Raw genomic sequence first — 20,785 nt, 5'->3', positions numbered from 1 at the left:
GGTCGCCATGTCCAATCGGCATTTCGAATGGTTCAAGAAGAGCGAAACCGACGACGAGGTTCAGCACAAGCTGCAGCGGCTCTACGGCCTTGCATGCGATCGCCTGGCCCTCAACCCGGACAGCAGCTTCATCGCGACCGCGATGGCGGCCAATCCGGCGGAAGCCCGACGCGACCCGGTGCAGCGTCTGGCGCACCACCTGTTCACCTACAAACTGGCGATGCCGAGCGGCGCTTGGGGCCTGCTGGGGCTCGGTCTGCTGCATTCGCTGCTTCAGGAGGTCGTTCGGGAAGACGGCAAGAACCACGTTCCGGTCGCCATCCCGCGCGCGGACGCTCGTGATCTCGATGGTCTCGCGAGTCGGTTGCTGCTGCCAGAAGTGGACCAGAAGGACGTGCGCCGGGCGGCGGCCTTCGTCGACTATCTGCTGAAGGAGCTGGGGCCGAAAGGCTTCATCAAGTTCGGCCGCGAGATGGGGATCGCCGGGACCGCGGATTCCGCCAGCCAGGCGGCCGCTGGCCTCTCCGCCGCTGCCCTCGAACTGAAATGGCAAGAGGCGTCGAACGGCGGTCCGGTCCGCAAAGGACCCGTGCATCTGGTGATGTGGGTGGCGCGGGCGGCGGCGCAGCACAGGGTGCTGCTGTTCTGGTTCCTGCTCGCCAACGCGGTGCAGATTCTCTACGCCGTCACCGTGCCGGTGCTGCTGCAGTCGCTGTTCGACAAGGGCATCAAGCCGAGCGATGTGGAGGCCATCAGCCTCTATCTGGCCTACCTCACTTTGGGCTTTCTGGCCGCGTCCGGATTCGGCGTGGTGCTGGACTACACGCTGGCCAAGCTCGGACCGCGCATCCTCAACGACCTCCGCGAACGGATGTTTCGCAAGATCAACGCCATCGATGCGCGCGAACTGGCCAGCTCCAGCACCGACGAGATCATCGCCCATTTCTCCAACGACATCACCGTGGTGGAAAAGGCCGTGATCTGGGCGGTGCCCGGGCTGTTCTCCAAGGGGCTGATGCTGATCGGCTCCGTCGTGGTGGCGTTCACGCTGGACTGGCAATTGGCGATCGTCACCCTGGTGACACTGATCTTCGCGTTCTGGCTGCCGCGCGGCGTCAGCAAGCGCGCCGTGCGCTACAACTACGAGCGCGGCGCCAAGGACGCCAGGCTTGCGCAGATCGTCAAGGAGACGCTGCTGATGCAGCGGGTGATCCGCATCTTCGGTCTGCGCGACTTGCGGTCGACGCTGTTCGCCGGGCAGATCGGCCAGGTTTTCACCGCGAGCTACCATCAGTACTTCTCGTCCGGCCTGGTGGGCCGCCTGACCAGTTTTGGTGTCAGCGCCGCGCAACTGCTGGTGATCGGGCTCGGCGCCGTGCAGTCGGTGGACGGGCTGGTATCGTCCGGCACGATCGTCGCCTTCATCACGCTGCTGATCACCATCGGCGGCGCGGCCGGCTTCATCGGCGCGCAACTGCCGCTGCTGATTCAGGGCGTCGGCGGCCTCGAGCGAGCGCAGGACCTACTCGCCAAGCCCGATGCCGCGCCGGATCCGGAACGGCCGGAATCGATCGGCGGGGTGGTGCATTCGCTGCAATTCGACGAGGTGAGCTTCAGCTATGACGGCAGCAGCCCGGTGCTGGACAAGATCTCGCTGACGATCGACTGCCCGCGGCGGGTGATGGTGGTGGGGCCGTCCGGCTCCGGCAAGTCGACCATCCTGCGCCTGATCGAGAATCAGTTCTCGCCCGGCAGCGGCCACGTCCGGTTCAACGGCGTCGATCTGCGCCTGCTCGGCGAAGCGCAGGTCCGCTCGCTGATCTCGCTGGTGCCGCAGGACACCATGCTGTTCCAGACCTCGGTGCGGGAGAACATCCGCATGGGCAAGCTCGACGCCACCGATGCCGAAGTGGAGGCCGCCGCGAAGGCCGCCGACATCCACCCGATCATCATGTCGCTGCCCGACGGCTACGACACCAATGTGGGCGAGGCCGGCAACAAGCTGTCCGGCGGACAACGTCAACGCCTCGCCATCGCCCGCGCCATCCTGCACAATCCGCAGATCATGCTGCTCGACGAGGCCACCTCGGCGCTCGATCCGGCGAGCCGCGTCGCCGTGGAGGCGACGTTGCGCAAGGTCACGGCCGGGCGCACCGTAGTGTCGGTCACCCACGACCTCACCCAGTGCGAGCACGCCGATCTGGTCTATGTGGTAAAGGCCGGTCGCGTGGTCGAGAGCGGCACCCATCAGGCGCTGCTGGCCGCCGACGGCGTCTATGCGGATCTGTGGCAGCGCAGCGTGATCGCCGGAGCCGAAGGCGCCGTGCCGCGCGATCAACTGCTCGACCGGCTGCGCAAGCGTCCCATCCTCAAGGGCGTGCCGGCCGACTTCGTCGAACGTCTGCTCGCCCGCATGACGGTGGAAGCGGTTGCGCCCGACACCGTGCTGATCGAGGACGGCAAGCCGGCCGACCGCCTGATCGTCATTACTCAGGGCGAGGTGCAGCAGAGCATTCGTCTCTCGGATGGCACGTTCATGGCGGTGGAGGCGCTCGAAGCGGGGGATACGATCGGCGAATATGCGGCGCTGGAAAACGCCGAAGAGTTCACCCGCGTGGTGACGCGCAAGGCCTGCCAACTGTTGACGATCGATCGCGCGGCGCTGCGGGCGCTGCTCGCCGAGGATCCAGACATCGAGCAACGGATCGTGACGATCCTCGCGGCGCGCCATGAAGCCATGACGCAATATTGCGCCTGGCAGACGTTGCAGCAGCATGCGCGACCGCAATGAGTCCTGACGCGCCCGCCGGCAGCATTGCCACCCGCCTCGCCGCGCTTGCCGCGGCGCCCGACAGCCGCTGGACGATCAGCTTTCTCGATAGCCATGGCGCGGTGGCTGAGCGCTGCGGCGCGGCGGAGCTGGCGGCGCGGGCCGCCGCGGTGGCGGGCTTCCTGGAACGGCAGACCGCGCCGGGCGCGCCGGTGCTGCTAGTGTTCCAGCCTTCGGTCGACTTCCTGGTGGCGTTCCTCGCCTGCCAGTGGTCGGGACGGCTCGCCGTGCCGATCAACCCGCCGCGCCGGCATCGGCTGATTGAGCGGCTGCAAGCGGTGGCCGCCGACAGCGGCGCCGCGGTGGCGCTGACCGGCGGCGTGGCGGAGTCGGCGCTGTGGCTGGCGGACAGCGCGGTGCTCGCGGCGATCCGTTGGCAGGACATCGGCGGCATCGACAGCGACCCCGCGCTGGCGGGTCCGCTGCGCGAGGTCGATCCCGCCGCGACCTGCTTTATCCAATACACCTCCGGCTCGACCGCGCTGCCTAAGGGCGTCGAGGTCAGCCATGACAATCTGATGGCGGATATGGCGCGGATGCAGGACGCCTGGGGCCTGTCGCCATCAAGCACGATGGTGACGTGGTTGCCGGCCTTCCATGACCTCGGCCTGATCTTCGGCCTGTTGCAGACGCTGTTCACCGGCTGTCCGGTGGTGCAGATGGCGCCGAACAGTTTTCTGCAGCGCCCGGTGCTGTGGCTCGAGGCGATCAGCCGCTTCCGCGGCACGCACACCGCGGCGCCCAGTTTCGCCTACGATCTCTGCAGCCGCCGGATTCCGCCCGAGCAACGCGAAGGGCTCGATCTCTCCAGTCTGGTGATGGCGATGAATGCCGCCGAGCCGATCGATCCGCGGGTGATGCAAAACTTCATCGAGAATTTCGGCCCGCATGGTTTTGACGACACGACTTTCGCACCGGCCTACGGCCTTGCGGAATCCACACTCGCGGTCACTGCGAGCCCCGTCGCTGTGGCGCCACGGCTGTTCACGCTGGATGCGACTGCCCTGGAGGACGGACGGATCGCTTTCGACGGTGCTGCGGCCCGACGGACGGCGATCGCCGGCTCCGGCACGCCGCTGGCCGACGTCACGATCGCCATCGTCGATCCCGAGACCGGACGTCGTCAGCCTGCCGACCGGGTCGGCGAAATCTGGCTCGGCGGTCCCACCATTGCGCGCGGCTACTGGCGCAGGCCGGAAGAAAGTGCTGCGACGTTCGGCGTTCACATCGCCGGCGAAGACGACACGATCGGATATCTTCGCACCGGCGATCTCGGTGCGATGATCGATGGCGAACTCTGCGTCACCGGCCGCATCAAGGATCTGATTATTCTATCGGGCGCCAATCACTATCCGCAGGACATCGAGCGAGCGGCGCAGGCCGCTCATTCGGCGCTGCGCGTCGACAGCGGCGCCGCGTTCAGCATTGCGGGCGAGCAGGGCGCCGAACAGGTCGTGCTGGTGCAGGAGCTGGAGCGCACCCAGCGCCGCAGCGATCCGGCGCCATTGTTCAGCGCGATCAGCACGGCGGTCTGGCAGACGCTTGAACTTCAGTTATCCCGCATCGTGCTGGTGGAGCCGGGCGCGGTGCTGCGCACCTCCAGCGGCAAGATCCAGCGCGCGGCCAACCGCCAGGCCTGGCGTGCCGGTGCGCTGCCGGTGATCGCCGAGTGGCGCGTCGCGGGAGAGCAGATTCGTGAGGTTGCGTCCGGGACTAACAGCTCGCTGCCGCCGGGTGACGCGGCGGCGCTAGATCGATGGCTGCGCGAGTGGTTTGCGCGGCGGCTCGAACTGCCGCTGGCGGAGGTGCGGGGGGATCGCGGCGTCGGCGAACTCGGCCTCACATCGGTCGATGCCGTCGAACTCGCCGGCGCGCTCGGCGCGCATCTCGGCCGCAAGCTGCCGCAGACTCTCGCCTATGATCACCCAACGATCAACGCCATGGTGGCGCATCTGTGCGGATCGCCACCGGCGTCTCCCGCCCCAAGTCCGTCGCCGCGCGCCGGCGGCGACCTGGAGGAATTGCTATCGATGATCGAGGGAGGTGGCCGTGGCGACCACTGAGGACCGGCGCGCCAACCTCACCCAACGGCTGGGCCGGCTGCGTCCGGAGCAGATCACCGAATTGATGCTGGCGCTGGAAGGCCGCATCGATGCGCTGCGAACCGAGACGGCGAGGGTCAGCCAGCCATTGGCGATCGTCGGACTTGCCGCCCGTTTCGCCGACGCCGGCTCGGCGGAAGCCTATGGCAAAATGCTGTTCGAAGGGCGCGACGCGGTTCGCGCTGCGCCTGCGGATCGGCCGGAGCGCGACGGACTGCCGCCGGGCGGCTATCTCGACGGGGTCGAGCGCTTCGACGCCGGCTTCTTCGGGCTGCGGCCGGCCGAGGCCGACGTCATGGACCCGCAGCACCGGCTCGCGCTGATGCTGGCCTGGCAGGCGCTGGAAGATGCCGGCTATGCGGATGCTGCGCTGCGCCCGCGCGCGACCGGAGTTTTCCTCGGGCTCGGCGCCAATGACTACGACGCCAGATTTCACACAAGCGACAGCCTCTCCCCTGCGGCCATTCTGGGCAATGCCGGATCGATCGCCGCCGGACGGATCAGCCATTGGCTGGACCTCACCGGCCCCGCTCTGGTGATCGACACCGCCTGCTCGTCGTCGCTGGTGGCGGTTCATGCCGCCTGCCGCGCGCTGCGCGCCGGAGAATGCGACCTCGCGCTCGCCGGCGGCGTCAATCTGGTGCTGGACGCGGCTGTTACCACGGCGCTCGCCGCCGCCGGGATGCTGGGGCCCGGCCATGCCTGCCGCAGCTTCGACGCCGCGGCCGACGGCTATGTGCGCGGCGAGGGCGGCGGCCTCGTGGTGCTGAAGCGGCTCGCCGACGCCGAGCGCGACGGCGACGCCATCCGCGCCGTCATCCGCGGCTTCGCGATCAATCATGACGGCCATTCCAGTGTGCTCACCGCGCCGAACGGCGCCGCCCAGCAGGCGGTGATCGTCGCCGCGCTGGCCGATGCGGGTCTGTCGTCGCGCGACGTGCAGGCCGTGGAATGCCACGGCACCGGCACGCCGCTCGGCGATCCAATCGAGGTGCAGGCGCTCGCCGCCGCCTATGGGCGAGATCGCGACGTGCCGCTGCTGCTCGGCTCCGCCAAGACCAATATCGGCCATCTGGAAGCCGCGGCCGGCATCGCCGGCCTGATCAAGATGGTGCTGGCGCTGCAGGCCGGACGGCTGCCGGCGACGCTGCATCAGTCCAACCCCAATCCACGCATCGCCTGGAGCGATCTAGCTGTCCGCGTCGTCGACCAGGCGATGGATTGGCCTGCCGCTACGCACCGGCGTGCCGGCGTGAGCAGTTTTGGCTTTTCCGGCACCAATGCGCATCTGATCGTCGAGCAGGCGCCGCCGCGTGCCGATGCAGTTGCCGAACAAATTCTGCCGACGATCTTGGCGTTCTCTGCGCGCGATGAGAGCGGCTTGCGCCGGTTCGCCGCCGCGCTGGCCGATCATCTGACCGCTTATCCGGAGACGCCGCTGGCGGGCGTCGCCGCGACCCTTGCCAGCGGGCGCGGGCGCTTCGCCCATCGCGCCGCCTGCCTGGCGCGCAGTCACGACGAAGCCCTCGCAGGTCTGCGCAGCATTGCTGAGGGCGAGCAGCCTGTCGCCGGGGCCAGCGGCGTCGCCGGGTCGGAGCGGCCGAAAATCGCCTTCCTGTTTTCCGGACAGGGCAGCCAGTGGCCCGGCATGGCGGCGGATCTTTATGCCGCCGACCCGATCTTTCGCGACCGGCTGGACACGGCCGCGCGCCGGCTCGGCACCGATCCCGCGGCGCTGCGATTCGATTCCGCCCCCGGCGGTCGGGCGCCCGACACCGCCGAGGTGCAGCCGGCGCTGTTTGTGCTCGAATACGCGCTGGCCGCACGCCTCGCGTCCTTCGGTGTGGTCCCCGACATCGTGGCCGGGCACAGCCTGGGCGAATGGTCGGCCGCCTGTGTGGCCGGGATGCTGCCGATCGAACGCGCGCTCGATGTGGTGGCGGCGCGTGGCCGGCTGATGGGCGCGCTGCCGGACGATGGCGAGATGGCGGCGGTGTTTGCGCCGATCGCGCGCGTCGCGCCGCTGCTGCAGCGTTTCGGCGCGCGCCTCGACATCGCCGCGCTCAATGCGCCGGACGAAGTCGTAGTGTCGGGCGACAAGGCGGCGATCGCGTCGTTACTTGTGGATCTGGACGCCGCAGGCATCAGCTGCCAGCGCATCGCCACCAGCCACGCCTTCCACTCGCATCTGATGGACGCCGCGGTGGTGCCGTTCGAGCAGGTGGTGCGCGACGCCGGCTTGTCGGAGCCGCGGCTGCCGGTGGTCTCCAATGTCACCGGAAGCCTCGCGGCGGATTTTCAAAACCCAGCCTATTGGGGGCGGCAGATCCGCCAGCCGGTGCGGTTTGGCGACAGCCTCGAGACGATCGCTGCTTACGGTGCAGATGTCGTGGTGGAGATCGGCCCCGCCGCGACCCTGGTCGGCTTTGCCCAGCGCGCTCCCGGTTTCCAGGACAAAGCTACGCACTTCATTCCCACGATGCGCCGCAACCGCACGGCGGCTGATACTTTGGCGCTCGCGCTGTGCCGGCTGTTCGCCGCGGGGATCGACATCCGATGGCCAATGAGCGGCGCGGCGCGCGTCAACCTGCCCGGCTATCCCTTCGCGGGAGAACGCCACTGGATCGCGTCGCCGGGCCGGCCGGCGGTCGCGCAACAAGCCGTCTCCGCAGCGCCCGCGTCGCAGCCGGCGGTGACCCCGGCGCTGAGCCCGGAGGAAGTGCGCGCCGCCATTGCGGCGAGCCTGCGCCGCAGCCTGCAACTGGACGAGGCGGCGCTGGCCGGCGATGCCGGCTTCTTCACGCTGGGGGTGGATTCGCTGGCTTTGATGGAAGCGATTTCCACGCTCGAACGGCGCTGGAAAGTGGCGATCCCGCGTCGCGAATTATTCGAGACGTTGACGACGCCACGCGCGCTGCTGGAGCGCGTCGTCAGCGAGGTGGAGGCCCGCGCGCCTGAAACGGCCGCCGCGTCCTCCGCCATGTCGCAAGTAACAGGTGTGTCTACCCTCGTCATGCACCCCGTCGCGCGCATCGCGCCGGCGGGGTCGCAGGCCGAGCCGATCAGCGCAGAAGGCAAAACCTTCATCGCGGATTTCGCCACCCGCTATGGCGCAGCCAGGCAAGCGTCGCGCCGGCAGCGCGAAACTTTTGGCGCCGTGCTGGCCGATAGTCGCGCGGTGGCGGGCTTCCGGCCCGAGACCAAGTCGATGCTCTACCCGATCATCGGCATCAAAGGTCAGGGCAGCCACATCATCGATGCCGACGGCAACGACTATGTCGACCTGACCATGGGCTTTGGCGTGCAATTGTTCGGCCACAACCCGCCGATGGTGGTCGAGGCGATACGAAGCCAGCTCTCGGAGCAGGGCCTGTTCCTCGGGCCGCAGGCGGAGAAGGCCGGCGAGGCCGCGGCGCTGATCGCCCGCCTCACCGGCAATGAGCGGGTGTTGTTCTGCAACACCGGAACCGAGGCGGTGATGACCGCGCTGCGTCTCGCCCGCCATGCCACCGGCCGCCCGCTGGTGGCGATGTTCGCCGGCTCCTATCACGGCCATTTCGACGGCACGCTGGCGCGCGCCGCCGAGGGCGGCAGCCTGCCGCTCGCCAGCGGCACGCCGCTCGGCATGTTGGCCGACGTGGTGGTGCTGGACTATGCCGATCCCGAGGGCAGCCAGGCCGCGCTGGAGGCGCTGTCGGACCGGCTCGCGGCGGTGATCGTCGAGCCGGTGCAGAGCCGGCGCCCGAGCCTGCAGCCGCGCGCTTTTCTGCAATGGCTGCGCGGCTTCACCAGCCGCGCCGGCGCCGCCCTGATCTTCGACGAAGTGCTGCTCGGGTTTCGCGTGGCGTCCGGCGGGGCGCAGGCCTGGGCCGGCGTCCGCGCCGATCTTGTGACTTATGGCAAGATCGTCGGCGGTGGCCTGCCGATCGGCGTCGTCGCCGGCGGCCGCGCGTTCCTCGACGGCATCGATGGCGGCACCTGGCCGCTGCAGGGCGCCGGTGGTCCGCAGGCCGAGCGAACCTTCTTTGCCGGCACTTTCAACAAGAACCCGCTGGCGATGGCGGCCGCAACCGCGGTGCTCAGCCATCTGGACGCCTCCGGGCCGGTGTTGCAGGAACGCCTCAACGCCACAACCGACCGTTTCTGCCGCGAGCTGAACGCGACGCTCGAAGACGACGGCAGCGCCTTGCGGGTCGAGCACTTCTCCTCGGTAATGCGCTTTTCCGGCGCCAGCGATCTGTTCTACAGCCAGCTGATCTCCCGCGGCGTATACGTCTGGGAAGGGCGCACCTGCTTCCTCTCCACGGCGCATACCGATTCCGATCTCGGCCAGGTGGCGCAGGCGGTGCGCGACAGCGCCCGCGCGCTGACGGCGGTCGGTCTGATGGGCTCGTCGCCGCGGCCGGCGGCGCCCGCGACCATCGCCACCTCGCCGGGACAGCAGGCGCTGTGGATGCTCGCGGCCTTCAGTCCCGAAAGTGCTGCGGCCTATAACCAGACGCTGGTTCTGTGCTTCGAAGGCCCGCTCGATCCGCCGACGCTTCGAAGCGCGCTGGCCGATCTGGTGGCGCGGCACGACAGCCTGCGGATGAATTTTGCGGAGGGCGGCGGCGAGGCGCAGATCGCCACTGCAGCTACCATCACGCTGGACGAAGCCGACCTGCCGGATGCCGAGGCTGCGGCGGCCTGGGTACGAGCTGCGGCGGCACGGCCGTTCGATCTGGCGGGCGGCCGGTTACTTAAACTTGCTCTGCTGCGGGTCGGCGCGAGCGCAAGCGCCCTGGTGCTGATCCAGCCGCATATCGTCACCGACGGCTGGTCGATGCAGGTGCTCGCCAACGAGTTCGGCCGGCTCTATTCGGCTCGCCTCGCAGCGACCCCGGCGACCCTGCCGGCGCCGGCTAGCTATCAGCGCTTCGCGGCCTTTGCGCGCAGTGCGGCCGCCGACCCGGACGCCGCGGCGCATTGGAAAGGCGTCTTCGCTGATCTGCCCGCGCCGCTCGATCTTCCCGCCGACCGGACGCGGCCGCCGCTGCAGACGTTTGCGGGCGGGCGCATCGCTGCGCTGCTGCCGCCGGTGCTGGCCGATCGGCTGGCCGCGCAAGCGCGCGTGCAAGACTGCTCGCTGTTCACGCTGTGCCTCGCCGCCTATGGACGGCTGCTGGCCGAACTTTCGAGGCAGGACGACATCGTCGTTGCGATCTTCGCCGCCGGGCAACCGATGGTGGGCGAGCCGGGACTGAGCGGCTATTGCATCTCCACCGTGCCGGTGCGGCTCGCCGGCATCGGCGGCGCGGATGCGCTCAGCGTGACCCGCGCGGCGATGGCGCAGGCGATGGCCTATCCGGCCTATCCGCTGTCCGCCATCGTCAAGGCTAGTGGTTCACGACGCGATCCGTCGCGGCCGCCGCTGGCGAGCGTCTCCTTCAACCTCGACCGCCTGGAGTCGCTCGCGGCGTTCGGCGCCCTCGCGCCAACAATCAGCGCCAACGCCCATGGCAGCGTGCGCTGGGATTTGAACTGGAATCTCGAACTGAGCGAAGCGGGCCTCGCCATCGCGGCGAATTTCAACGCCGACCTGTTCGATGCCGCCCGGGTCGAGGGCTGGGTCGCCCGCTATCGCGAATTGCTGGACGACATCGGCGCGGAGCCCGCGGCACCGGAGGCACCAGTTCGCACGATCGCCGACTACGTGTCGCAATGGGCGTCACAGCGGCCCGATGCGCCGGCGGTGATCGACAACGAAGGCACGCTCAGCTGGTCTCAACTCGCGCAAGCCAGCGAAAACCTCGCGACGCGGCTTGCGGCGCGGGGCGTCGGGCGCGGCGACCGCGTCGCCTTCTGCCTCCATCGCGGCGCCGGTCCATTGGTGACGATGGCGGCCGCCAGCCGACTCGGCGCCGCCTTCGTCCCGCTCGAGCCGGAGCACCCCGCCGCCCACCGCGCCACGCTGCTCGCCGAATCCGGCGCCAAGGTGCTGGTGACGGATGCATCGACGCAGGGCGAGACGGCATCGATTCCGACGCTGGGCTGGAGCCGCGATGCGCCGGCCGCGACGGCGCCGCCGCGCGTTGCGTGCCGCGGTTCGGATCTCGCTTACATCCTATTCACCTCCGGCTCCACCGGGCGGTCGAAGGGAGTCATGGTGTCCTGCGGCGGACTGCACGGCTATGCGGAGGCCATGCTGCGCCGGCTGGCGATCCCAGCGCCTCTAATATTTGCGATCGTCACCTCCTTCGCCGCCGACCTCGGCTACACCAGCGTGATCGGCGCTTTGGCCTCCGGCGGCACTCTCAATGTCGTGGATGCAGCCACCGCGCGCGACCCCGCCGCCTTGATTGCCCGGATGGCGCAGGCGCCGGCCGACGTGCTGAAAATCGTCCCCAGCCATCTCGCCGCACTGATGACGCATCCGGACGCCGCCGCGTTGCTGCCGCGGCGCGCGCTGATCTGCGGCGGCGATGTGCTCACCTTTGCATTGGTGCAACGGCTGGCGGCGCTGCGGCCCGGCTTGCGCGTCTTCAATCATTACGGCCCCACCGAGACCACGATCGGCTGCACCATGGTGGAAGTCACCGCGGCGCTCGCCAACGCGCTGGCGGATGGCCGCCTGCCGATCGGCCATGCGCTCGATGGCGCCGTCGTGGAGATCGTCGATGCCGACGGCACGGTGCTTCCGGTTGGCGAAACCGGCGAGATCCGCGTCAGCGGCGCGGGCGTGGCGCTGGGCTATCTGGCGCCGGCGGCCGATGCCGGCTTCATTCGCCGCGCCGACGGCGCGCGCGCCTATCTCACCGGCGATCTCGGCAGCATCGATGCCGACGGCCTCGTTCGTTTCCTCGGCCGCAACGACGACATGGCAAAAATCCGCGGCCATCGGGTCGATCCCAACGGCGTGGCGGCGGTGCTGCGCGCCTGCCCGGGCGTGTCGGATGCGGCGGTGCTGGTCAAACGCGATGACGCCGGCGCGGCGCGCCTGCTCGGCGCTGTGGTCGCGCATGGCCAGACCGCGGACAGCCTCACCACTCTGTTGATCGACCGGCTGCCGGAAGCGCATCGTCCGTCCCGCCTCATCATCGTCGCGGCGCTGCCGCTCACCGCCAACGGCAAGGTGGATCGCAAGGCGCTGATGCAGCAGTTCGCCGCGCCCCGTGACGTTGCGGTCGCTGCTCCGGTTCACGTCGAAGGCGTCCTCGCCACGGTTTTGTTGTTATGGCGAGAGCTGTTCTCCGGCCTTGGAGACCAGGCGCAAGACATCGGCCCCGATGATGATTTCTTCACGCTGGGCGGTGATTCCATCATGGCGATCCAGCTCGCCGGCAAGGCGAGGGCGGCGGGCTGGCTGATGTCGCCGACGCAGATCTTCACCGCGCCTACGCCGCGCGCGCTGGCCGGCATCATCCAGCCGGTCTCGGCACACGCTGTGGAAGATCGCGGGCCGGTTGCGGAGGCGGTGCCGCTGACGCCGATCCAGCGCTGGTTCATGGACATCGAGATGCCCGACCGCCGCCATTGGGCGCTGACGGCGGTGTTCGACCTTCCTTGCGGCGTGACTGCGGACGCGATGAGCACGGCTCTCGCAGCGGCCGTTCGCCGCCACGATGCGTTGCGCATCCGACTATGCGACGGCGACCCGCCGGCGCAGCAGGTGGAAGCAGCGGCCGTCTCGTCAGCATTGCTGCAGCAGCAGATAGCTGCCGTCGAAGAATCGTCGGCCGCCGAGGATCGGATGGCCGATCGCCTGATAGCGCAGCTCAACCCCGCTGCGGGTCGTCAGTTCGCCGCAGGCCTTGTCGAGACCGGCGCCGCGAAGCGCCTCGTCGTGGCTGTGCATCATCTGGTGTTCGACATGGTCTCCTGGACAATCCTGGCGGACGATCTCGCCAACGCGCTGTCGGACCCGCCGCGGCCGGTGGCGACACCCGCCACCGCGTGGTCGTGGTGGTGCCGTCATCAACCGGCGTCGGTCGCCGCCTTCGAGGCCGATCGCCCCTATTGGCAGGCGGTGGCGGAAACGTCAGTGACGGTGCCGCTCGATCATCCGGACACCGAGGATCTTGAAGGCGACGCGCAACACCGCGAATTGCGGCTGGACGCCGAGCTGTGCCGGCCGCTGTTTGCCGATCTGAGCGAACGCTTCGGCCACCAGCCGCACGAGAGCGTCCTCGCTATCGTCGCCCGCGCTTTATTCACCTGGGCGGGCCGCGCGGTGCAGCTGGAACTGGAAGGCCATGGCCGCGAACCGGGTGACGCCGACATCGATCTGTCGCGCAGCATCGGCTGGTTCACCACCCGCTATCCGGTGGCGCTACCGGCGGACGCCACCGACCTGCCGCGCTGGCTGCTGGCCGTGAAAGACACCGCGCGCTGGGCGACGGCGCGGTCGATGGGTTACGGACTGCTACGCTCTGCCGCTGTCCCGCTGGCCGCGCCGCGGCCAAGACTGTCCTTCAACTATCTCGGCGACATCGGCCGGTTCGGCCATGCCGGGCTGCCACTGATCCGGCTGGGGGCGGGCCGCGAGCGCGCCGCCCGGGCGGTTCGTCCGCATCGCTTGGCCTTCAATTGCTGGCAGGATGCCGGCGCTCTCATCGTGCGTTGCGAATTCGGCGCCGGCCATCAGGCCGCGACCATCGAGCGCCTGCTGGACGCGGTCGCTGTCGCGGCGGACGCCTGCCGGTCCGTGGCGGGCAATTCCGAGCGCCGCTATTCGCCGAGTGACTTCTCGGCGCTCGACCTCAGCCAGGAGGATCTCGACGCCCTGACCCTCTTCAATTGACAGGTATCGCTTCTCCAAAGCGCAAGAGTGCCGGGTTTCGATCGGTTGTGTTTCGGCCTGGATAGAGTTTTTGCGGACGACGCAAGTTCACGGAGCGCTTCGTCGATGGCGTCCTGGCGCGGCGACCGGCACGATTGTGCGATGTGGTCCATCACCTTCCTCGCATTGGGTGGCCGGCCGGGGCAAGCATCGCCCGCCGGCTGATGCCGGACAGGGAGCCTGCCACCGCTCAAGCCTGGCTCGCGGCGCAGCCACAGATCGCCATGGTGACGCGCGACCCCCGCGGCAGCTAACGGCGAGCCGGGAATGGCCAATACCAATAGAAGTCATTGCTGGTGCGCTCGGAGAGATTCGAACTCCCGGCCCTCGGAATCGAAATCCGATGCTCTATCCAGCTGAGCTACGAGCGCACGCCGGCACCATACCTGGCCGCGCCGCGAAAGGAAGCCCCCCGGACGCCGCGACGCCTGCTTTTTTCCACGTCTTTTCAACGGGCTGGGCATTTTTTCGGCAGATTGCCATGCTTAACGAAATGCTAACACAGTAACGCCAGACTCTTGCCGTCTGGTGCGCTGCCGCCGGACCACGTAACGTCGACTTGTTCAACCTGGGTTTGCAATCGATCCATGCGTTTATCTCCGCTCTTGCTGCTGCTGCTGCCCGCCGTGCTGGTCACCGGATCAGCGCGCGCCGACCTCCGCATCACCCGCGACCACGGCGGCTATGTCACGGAGTACAAAGCAAAGTACGAGCGGATCAGGGATCGCCGCGAGCGCGTCATCATCGACGGCATCTGCAATTCGGCCTGCACCATGGTGTTCGGCATCGTACCGAGCAACAAGATCTGCGTCACGCCGCGCGCCAGCCTCGGGTTCCACCAGGCCTATTACGACAAGGCGTTCACCTTCGGCATCAAGGTCACCAGCTACGAGGGCACCTCGGACCTGATGTCGTATTACCCCCGGCCGGTGAAGGAATGGATCAGCCGCAATGGCGGGCTGACCACCGAGATGAAGAAGATCAAAAACGGCACCGATCTGTGGAAGATCGTCGATCCCTGTCCGGAAGATTTCTAGGGCACGATCCAGCAAGATGGATACCGGTTTCGGAACCGATCATGATCGATTAAAATCCGAGAGCAGGATGATGGTTCGAAGAAAGATCATCCTGCTGTAGCCCGCGTCCCACGCCGCGGGGCGCGGTGTTCAGCATGCCGCGGCCGAGCGCCGCCGACCGTCGACCGAGCCGCGCTCGGGTGTCGTCCAGATCGCATCGCGCGGTGGCAAAAGAACCCTGGATGCAGTTCAGACGAACACGCGGTCGCGGCCGGCCTGTTTGGCGCAGTACAGCGCCTGGTCGGCGCAGCGCAGCGAATCGGTGACATCCTCCGCTGTCGTCGCGCTGTAAGCGCCGATGCTGACGCTGACGAACGCCTCGGGGCCGAGTCCGGGATTTGGAATCCGCAACGCACCGATGGCGGCGCGCAAGCCCTCGGCGACCTGCATGGTCTCGAACAGGTCGGCATCGGGCAGCACCACCGCGAACTCCTCGCCGCCATAGCGGATCACGGCGTCGTCCGAGCTGCGCAGGCTGCGCTGAATCGCCGTGGCGATCAGCCTCAGGCATTGATCGCCATGCAAATGCCCGCAGCGATCATTCAAGAACTTGAAATGGTCGACGTCGATCATCAGCAGGCCGTAGCCGGCATTGGGCGCGATCGAAATCGCGAGCTGATCGACCAGGCGGTCGAGATAGCGTCGATTGAATACGCCGGTGAGCGGATCGGTGTGCGAGAGCAGCGAGAGCTTGTGATTGGCGTCGCGCAGTTCGCTGGCGTGGCTGGAATCGAGCTTCCGTAGGTTGATGATCTCCGCCAACTGCAGGTCCTTGCGGCGTCGCAAGTAGAGCGCAATCGCAGTGGTGGTGAGGCAGAACACCACCAGGTCGAGGTTGCCGTCCAGCGGAGGCCACCGCAGTCCGCTGGATACGATCAGCGCGAATCCGGCGACGGCGATCAACGTCATCAACTTGGTCAGACGCCATGGCAGCGCCGTGAACACGGCGGCGCCGAAAATCAGGAACTGGGCCGCCATCATGTAACGGGTGGCATAAGGCTCGGCGGCGTATTGCCCGAGCGCGGTGGCGACCAGGCTCAGCGCCAGGGTGGCCGCAGCCGTCGCCCACGCCTGCAACCTTGTGTGCGTGGTGAAGTGGCAGAGCCACAGCCCGAATATACCGATCGGCGCAACCACGCCGAGGCGCAACAGCAGGGCCAACGAGAAATGCTGCCGCAACACGATCCAGTCGATCAGCAGCGGCGACAGGTTCAGCACCGTGATGGTGAACAGCCAATACTCATGTCCGTGGCCGCGCGGCGACCGGCGATCCTTCTCCAAAGCCGGATCCAGCGCGTGGCCGTGCTCCGACGCAGGCGCTTCGGCATGCCGGAGCGCCGCTTCTGGTTGCGCGTGGAAAATGCTCATAGCCTTTGTCTGGTGATGCGGCCGCCGCAGCAGCGCCGGGGCAATTTAGACCCTGACGACCGAATTCAAACGACGGAAACGATGCAGCGCGGCACAGTGCTCCCGATAGCTAAATTGGTGTTAATTCGATCGACGGCATTTGATCGAGTCGGCTGGCCGGCTGCTGACGCGCCGGCAACCTGCAAGATAATCCAAAGGCCATCGGTCTCGCGGTCGCTGTGCCGCGGTGAGCCATTGGTCAGGGCAGGGCGATCGATCCGCTCATCACCGGCGCGCAACAGCCGCCGATCATGGTCGCGGTGACCACACCGCTCCGCTTCTCGGCGGTGGCGTGCAGCAGGCTCGGCCGGCCCATCTCGACGCCTTGCGCGATGCGCTTGGACAGCGATAGATCCGGCTCAGCGCGCAACGTCGCCAACAGCCCGATCAACGCGACGTTGGCGCTGCCGGTGGCCGGGTCCTCATAGATTCCGCGATGCGGCGCGAACATCCGGGCGCGGATATCGACCTCTTCGTCGTCGACCTGGGTGTACAATAGAATGCTGGTGGCCGGCTGCCGCGACACCTGATCGCTGAACACATCGACCCGCGGATCGGCGGCGGCCAACGCGTCGCGGTTGGTGAGCTCGGCGAAGATGAACGCCGCCCCGCAGGAGGCGATGCACGGCTGGTGGTTGCCGGTCTCGATGTCGTCGAACGACAACGAACAGGCCGAGCCGATCAGTTCGGCCGCGACCTTGGGGCCGATCGTCAATGGCTGCGGCGACGCCAGCCGGGCTCCGGCGATCGTTGCTCCCGCCCGCAACACCTCGACCGGGACCAGCCCGGCCTGCTCCTCGAAGGTGAGGGTGTCGCCCTCGATCGGCCGGCCGTAGCAGGCGCCGGCGCGCGCCAGCACGAACGCGGTGCCGACGTTCGGATGCCCGGCGAACGGCATCTCGTGCCGCGGCGTGAAGATTCGGACTTGTGCGGTATGCGTCGGATCTTTCGGCGGCAACACGAAGGTGGTCTCCGAGACATTGAATTCGGCGGCGATCGCCTGCATCTGATCGCTCGACAAGCCTTCGGCATCGAGCACCACGGCCAGCGGATTGCCGCTGAACTGCGTCGAAGTAAAAACGTCTACGGTCTCGAACGAGAGTCGCATCATTTTCTCCTGGCTATCGCCTGATGCGGCATCGATTGCGCACCGACCGATTATCGTATTGTGTAGTTCCACAACATACGATCCGGCGCCCAGGGAGACAATGAAACGAAATATCGACAACTTCGCCGCGCGCGCCGCGCCGGCGATCTTCGTGGTGCTGTGGAGTACCGGTTTCGTCGGCACAAAATATGCACTGAACGGCGCCGAGCCGCTGACCTATCTGGCGATCCGGATGGTGCTGGTGGTCGCCTTGATGGCGATCATCGCGGCGATCGGGCGGCCGGTTTGGCCGGATCTCAAGGGCGTCGGCCACAGCGTCGTCGCCGGCCTTCTGGTTCATGGCTTCTATCTCGCCGGCACCTCGATCGCGATCGCGCATTCGATCCCCGCCGGGCTGTCGGCGCTGATCCCGGGGCTGCAGCCGATTCTGATCTCGACGCTGGCGAGCCGGTTTCTCGGCGAACGGGTGACGCCGCTGCAGTGGGGCGGACTGCTGCTCGGGCTCGGCGGCGTGCTGATGATCCTGCACAATCGCTCGATGAGCGGCGACGCCGGTTGGGGCTGGTTCGCCTCCGGCGTCTCGCTGGTCAGCATCACGCTCGGAACGCTGTATCAGAAGCGGTTCTGCAGCAAGATCGACTGGCGGGCTGGCAACGTCATCCAGTATCTGGCGGCGTTGACGCTCTTTGCCGTCGGCGCCTGGCTGTTCGAGACCCGCGAGGTGCATTGGACCGCGGAGTTCGTGGCCGCGGTGGTCTGGCTCGCGGTGGTGCTGTCGATCGGCTCGATCGGACTTCTGTACTGGCTGATCCGGCGTCACGCGTCGACCTCGGTGGCCAGTCTGTTCTACCTGGTGCCGGCGGTGACGGCGCTGATGGCCTATGGGCTGTTCGGCGAGCGGCTCGATGCGGTGGCGATCGCCGGCATGGTGGCCTGCGCTGCCGCGGTGTTTCTGGTCAACCGACCGCGCCGGTGAACGGTCGCGGCTTGCGTCGGTGAACTCTCGGCTGTCGCTCGGGCGGAGCTGAAGGGTTTTGCACCGCGAGGCAGCGGATCAGCGCCAGCAGAAGCTGTTTCTGCTCCTCGTCAGGGCATTTCGCCATGAGCTGCTGATAGAGCTTGAAGGTTTCGTCGCGGGCGGATGTGTCCATCGCAAATCTCGCGGATCTTTGGGCGAAGGTGTTGAGCCCTCAGTCACCGGTCGATGCCCAGCTGTTCGCAGTGACAACCACGCTTATCACCCGGGGAACCATGGTGTCGGCCCGGTTTCCGACGCAGTCCGGCTGTTATGGTCGGTTCGCCTTATGGCCCGTCCGACGCGGCTGCCATCGTCTTCGAGCGAGGGCAACGGCGAGGGCCGGTCGGCGGAAGCCTCCAGAGTTGCCTGGAGGCTTCCGCCGACCGAAGCGCTTACGATCAGCGCTTCGACTTCTTGGCCTTCTTCGGTGCGGTCTTCTTAGCGGTCTTCTTGGCGGCTTTCTTCGTGGCCTTCTTGCCGACCGACTTGGTCGCCTTCTTCACAGCCTTCTTCGCCGACTTGCCGGCCTTCTTCGCCGCCTTGGCGGCTGTCTTGGCGGTTTTCTTCGCGGTCTTGGCGACCGACTTGGCGGCTTTCTTCACGGCCTTCTTGGCCTTCTTGCCGGTCGCGGCGGCCTTCGCCTTGGTGGCCTTCTTGGCTGCGCCCTTCTTGGCTTTCTTCGCAGGCGCCTTGGTCGCCTTGGTCACCTTCTTGGCGACGCTCTTGGCGGCCTTGCGCGCGCGCTTGACCACTTTCTTCGCGGTCTTCTCTGCGGCCGTAGCGGCCTCACCAAAGGCATCGGTTACTTGATCGATTATCGGCTTGTCGTCGTTCATCTTCATCCCCCAAGGGTTATCGAAAGCGCGACGATAACCGATTCGCGGCAATGGTGCTGATGTGGCGCGCGTCAATCAGTTGTTTCGCACAGTCGCGTATGCGGCAAGTGCACGCTGTCGCGCGGCGCGGTGATCGACGATCGGGTTCGGATAGGTGTCACCGAGCGTGACGCCGGCGGCTTCGAGTTCGAGCGGCGTCGCAGTCCATGGCTGATGGATCGACTTGTTCGAAAGACCGGCGATTTCCGGGATGAAGCGGCGAACATAGTCGCCCTCGGCATCGAACCTCTCGCCTTGTAGGATCGGATTGAACACCCTGAAATACGGTGCGGCATCGGCGCCGCAGCCGGCGACCCACTGCCAATTCGCCGGGTTGCTGGCGGGATCGGCATCGACCAGCGTGTCCCAGAACCAGGCTTCGCCGCAGCGCCAGTCGAGCAACAGATGCTTGACCAGGAACGACGCCGCCACCATGCGCACGCGGTTGTGCATCACTCCGGTGAGCCGGAGTTCGCGCATTCCGGCGTCGACAAGGGGATAGCCGGTGCGGCCTCGCTGCCAGGCGCGCAACGCGATCGGGTCGGTGGTCCAGGGAAAGCGATCGAACGCCGGCTGCAGGTTGCGGGTCGCAAGGTCCGGGTTGTCGAACAGCAGGTGCCGGCAGAATTCCCGCCATCCCAACTCGCTAAGAAACTTGTCGACGTCGGCGGCAATCGCCGGGCGCTCGGCTGCTGCGAACCGTGCCGCGTGCCAGACCTGCCGCGGACTGATTTCGCCAAAGCGCAGATGCGGCGACAGCGTCGAGGTGGCGACGCGGTCGGGGCGGTCGCGCTCGGTGGCGTAGCCCGCGATGGCGCCGTGGAGGAAGTGTTGCAGGCCGCGTTGCGCGGCCGCTTCGCCAGGCTGCCAGCGCGCGCGCAAACCGCCGGCCCAATCCGGCCGGGTCGGCTCGAGCTTCCAGTCATCGAGGGTGTCGCTGGCGAGGCTTGGGACAGAGCAGAGAGCTTTCGGTGCGGTTAGCGGTTGCGGCGGATCGCCAAGCGCAAGCACCCGTTTCCAGAACGGCGTGAACACCCTGAGGCCGCGGCCTTGCTGCGTTCGGACCGTCGCCGGCGCCGCCAACAGATCGCCGGGGCAGCATTGCGCGGCGACGCCGAGATCGCCGAGCCGCGCGGCGAGGTCGTCGGCAACGGCGCGGGCGGGCCGGTTCGGGACGTCATTCCAACTGACGCGAACGGCGCCGGCCTCGCGCGCGACCTCGGCGACGATCCGGGCGGCGGGGCCGCGCCGCAGGATCAGCACGCCGCCGCGCGCGGCGAGGTCGGCGCTGAGGCTGCGCAGCGATTGCGCCAGCCACCAGCGCGCGGCGCCGCCGAGCGGCCGCAGTCCGGCGCTCTCTTCGTCGAGCACGTAGAGGCACACGACCGCCGCGCCGCTTCGCCCGGCGTCGTCGAGTGCGGGGTGGTCGGACAATCGCAGGTCGTCGCGAAACCAGACCAGCGAGATCGGCGCAGGGGCGTTTGCCATCGGGCTATGTTAGCCGGATCCGCGATCCGCAGGTGGTCGGTGTTGGCCGCGTGTTGCAACCTT

At 67.6% G+C, this 20,785-nt stretch carries 10 protein-coding genes and 1 tRNA gene; 5 read left to right on the top strand and 6 right to left on the bottom strand.

Going from position 1 to position 20,785, the window contains the following annotated elements:
- The first annotated feature begins 7 nt into the window (after positions 1-7).
- Genes RPC_RS16890 through RPC_RS16880 form a run of 3 tightly spaced genes read left to right on the top strand, consistent with a single transcriptional unit; the run spans position 8 to position 13,711 of the window.
- Positions 8-2,791 (top strand): ATP-binding cassette domain-containing protein, encoded by a 2,784-nt coding sequence (locus RPC_RS16890; protein ID WP_041801973.1) that lies wholly within the window; start codon positions 8-10, stop codon positions 2,789-2,791.
- Positions 2,788-4,893 (top strand): AMP-binding protein, encoded by a 2,106-nt coding sequence (locus RPC_RS16885; protein ID WP_011473792.1) that lies wholly within the window; start codon positions 2,788-2,790, stop codon positions 4,891-4,893. Before RPC_RS16890 ends, RPC_RS16885 begins: the two co-directional genes overlap by 4 nt.
- Entirely contained in the window at positions 4,880-13,711 is an 8,832-nt protein-coding gene (locus RPC_RS16880; RefSeq protein WP_011473791.1) for a type I polyketide synthase, read from the top strand. The genes RPC_RS16885 and RPC_RS16880 overlap by 14 nt, the downstream gene beginning before the upstream one ends.
- 333 nt (positions 13,712-14,044) lie before the next feature.
- Here the strand turns inward: RPC_RS16880 and RPC_RS16875 are convergent.
- A tRNA-Arg gene (locus RPC_RS16875) sits at positions 14,045-14,121 on the bottom strand.
- Between the two features lie 216 nt (positions 14,122-14,337).
- Between RPC_RS16875 and RPC_RS16870 the strand changes: the two genes are divergently transcribed.
- Entirely contained in the window at positions 14,338-14,787 is a 450-nt protein-coding gene (locus RPC_RS16870; protein WP_011473790.1) for a hypothetical protein, read from the top strand.
- A 228-nt stretch (positions 14,788-15,015) separates the two neighbouring features.
- On the opposite strand, the gene RPC_RS16865 is transcribed toward RPC_RS16870, so the two are convergent.
- Both RPC_RS16865 and RPC_RS16860 read right to left on the bottom strand, forming a co-directional pair.
- The gene (locus RPC_RS16865) at positions 15,016-16,194 is read right to left on the bottom strand and encodes a GGDEF domain-containing protein (protein ID WP_011473789.1); all 1,179 of its coding nucleotides are present in this window, start codon (positions 16,192-16,194) and stop codon (positions 15,016-15,018) included.
- A 238-nt stretch (positions 16,195-16,432) separates the two neighbouring features.
- Complete coding sequence (locus tag RPC_RS16860; RefSeq protein ID WP_208855620.1) at positions 16,433-17,344, bottom strand: PhzF family phenazine biosynthesis protein; 912 nt, start codon at positions 17,342-17,344, stop codon at positions 16,433-16,435.
- A 97-nt stretch (positions 17,345-17,441) separates the two neighbouring features.
- Between RPC_RS16860 and RPC_RS16855 the strand changes: the two genes are divergently transcribed.
- Positions 17,442-18,317 carry a DMT family transporter gene (locus RPC_RS16855; RefSeq protein WP_011473787.1) on the top strand — a complete coding sequence of 292 codons (876 nt, stop codon included), beginning with the start codon at positions 17,442-17,444 and terminating at the stop codon, positions 18,315-18,317.
- Here the strand turns inward: RPC_RS16855 and RPC_RS16850 are convergent.
- The 3 genes from RPC_RS16850 to RPC_RS16840 form a co-directional block, all read right to left on the bottom strand.
- The gene (locus RPC_RS16850; protein ID WP_041801971.1) at positions 18,298-18,492 is read right to left on the bottom strand and encodes a hypothetical protein; all 195 of its coding nucleotides are present in this window, start codon (positions 18,490-18,492) and stop codon (positions 18,298-18,300) included. The genes RPC_RS16855 and RPC_RS16850 overlap by 20 nt on opposite strands.
- 265 nt (positions 18,493-18,757) lie before the next feature.
- Complete coding sequence (locus RPC_RS16845; RefSeq protein WP_011473786.1) at positions 18,758-19,195, bottom strand: hypothetical protein; 438 nt, start codon at positions 19,193-19,195, stop codon at positions 18,758-18,760.
- Between the two features lie 75 nt (positions 19,196-19,270).
- Positions 19,271-20,722, bottom strand: coding sequence for a cryptochrome/photolyase family protein (locus RPC_RS16840; protein ID WP_011473785.1), 1,452 nt, complete (start codon positions 20,720-20,722; stop codon positions 19,271-19,273).
- Positions 20,723-20,785 lie beyond the last annotated feature (63 nt).

The organism is Rhodopseudomonas palustris BisB18 (assembly GCF_000013745.1).
Classification (GTDB): Bacteria; Pseudomonadota; Alphaproteobacteria; order Rhizobiales; family Xanthobacteraceae; genus Rhodopseudomonas_A; species Rhodopseudomonas_A palustris_F.
The sequence above is the reverse complement of the archived record's forward strand: the minus strand, read 5'-3'. Positions and strand labels throughout refer to the sequence as shown.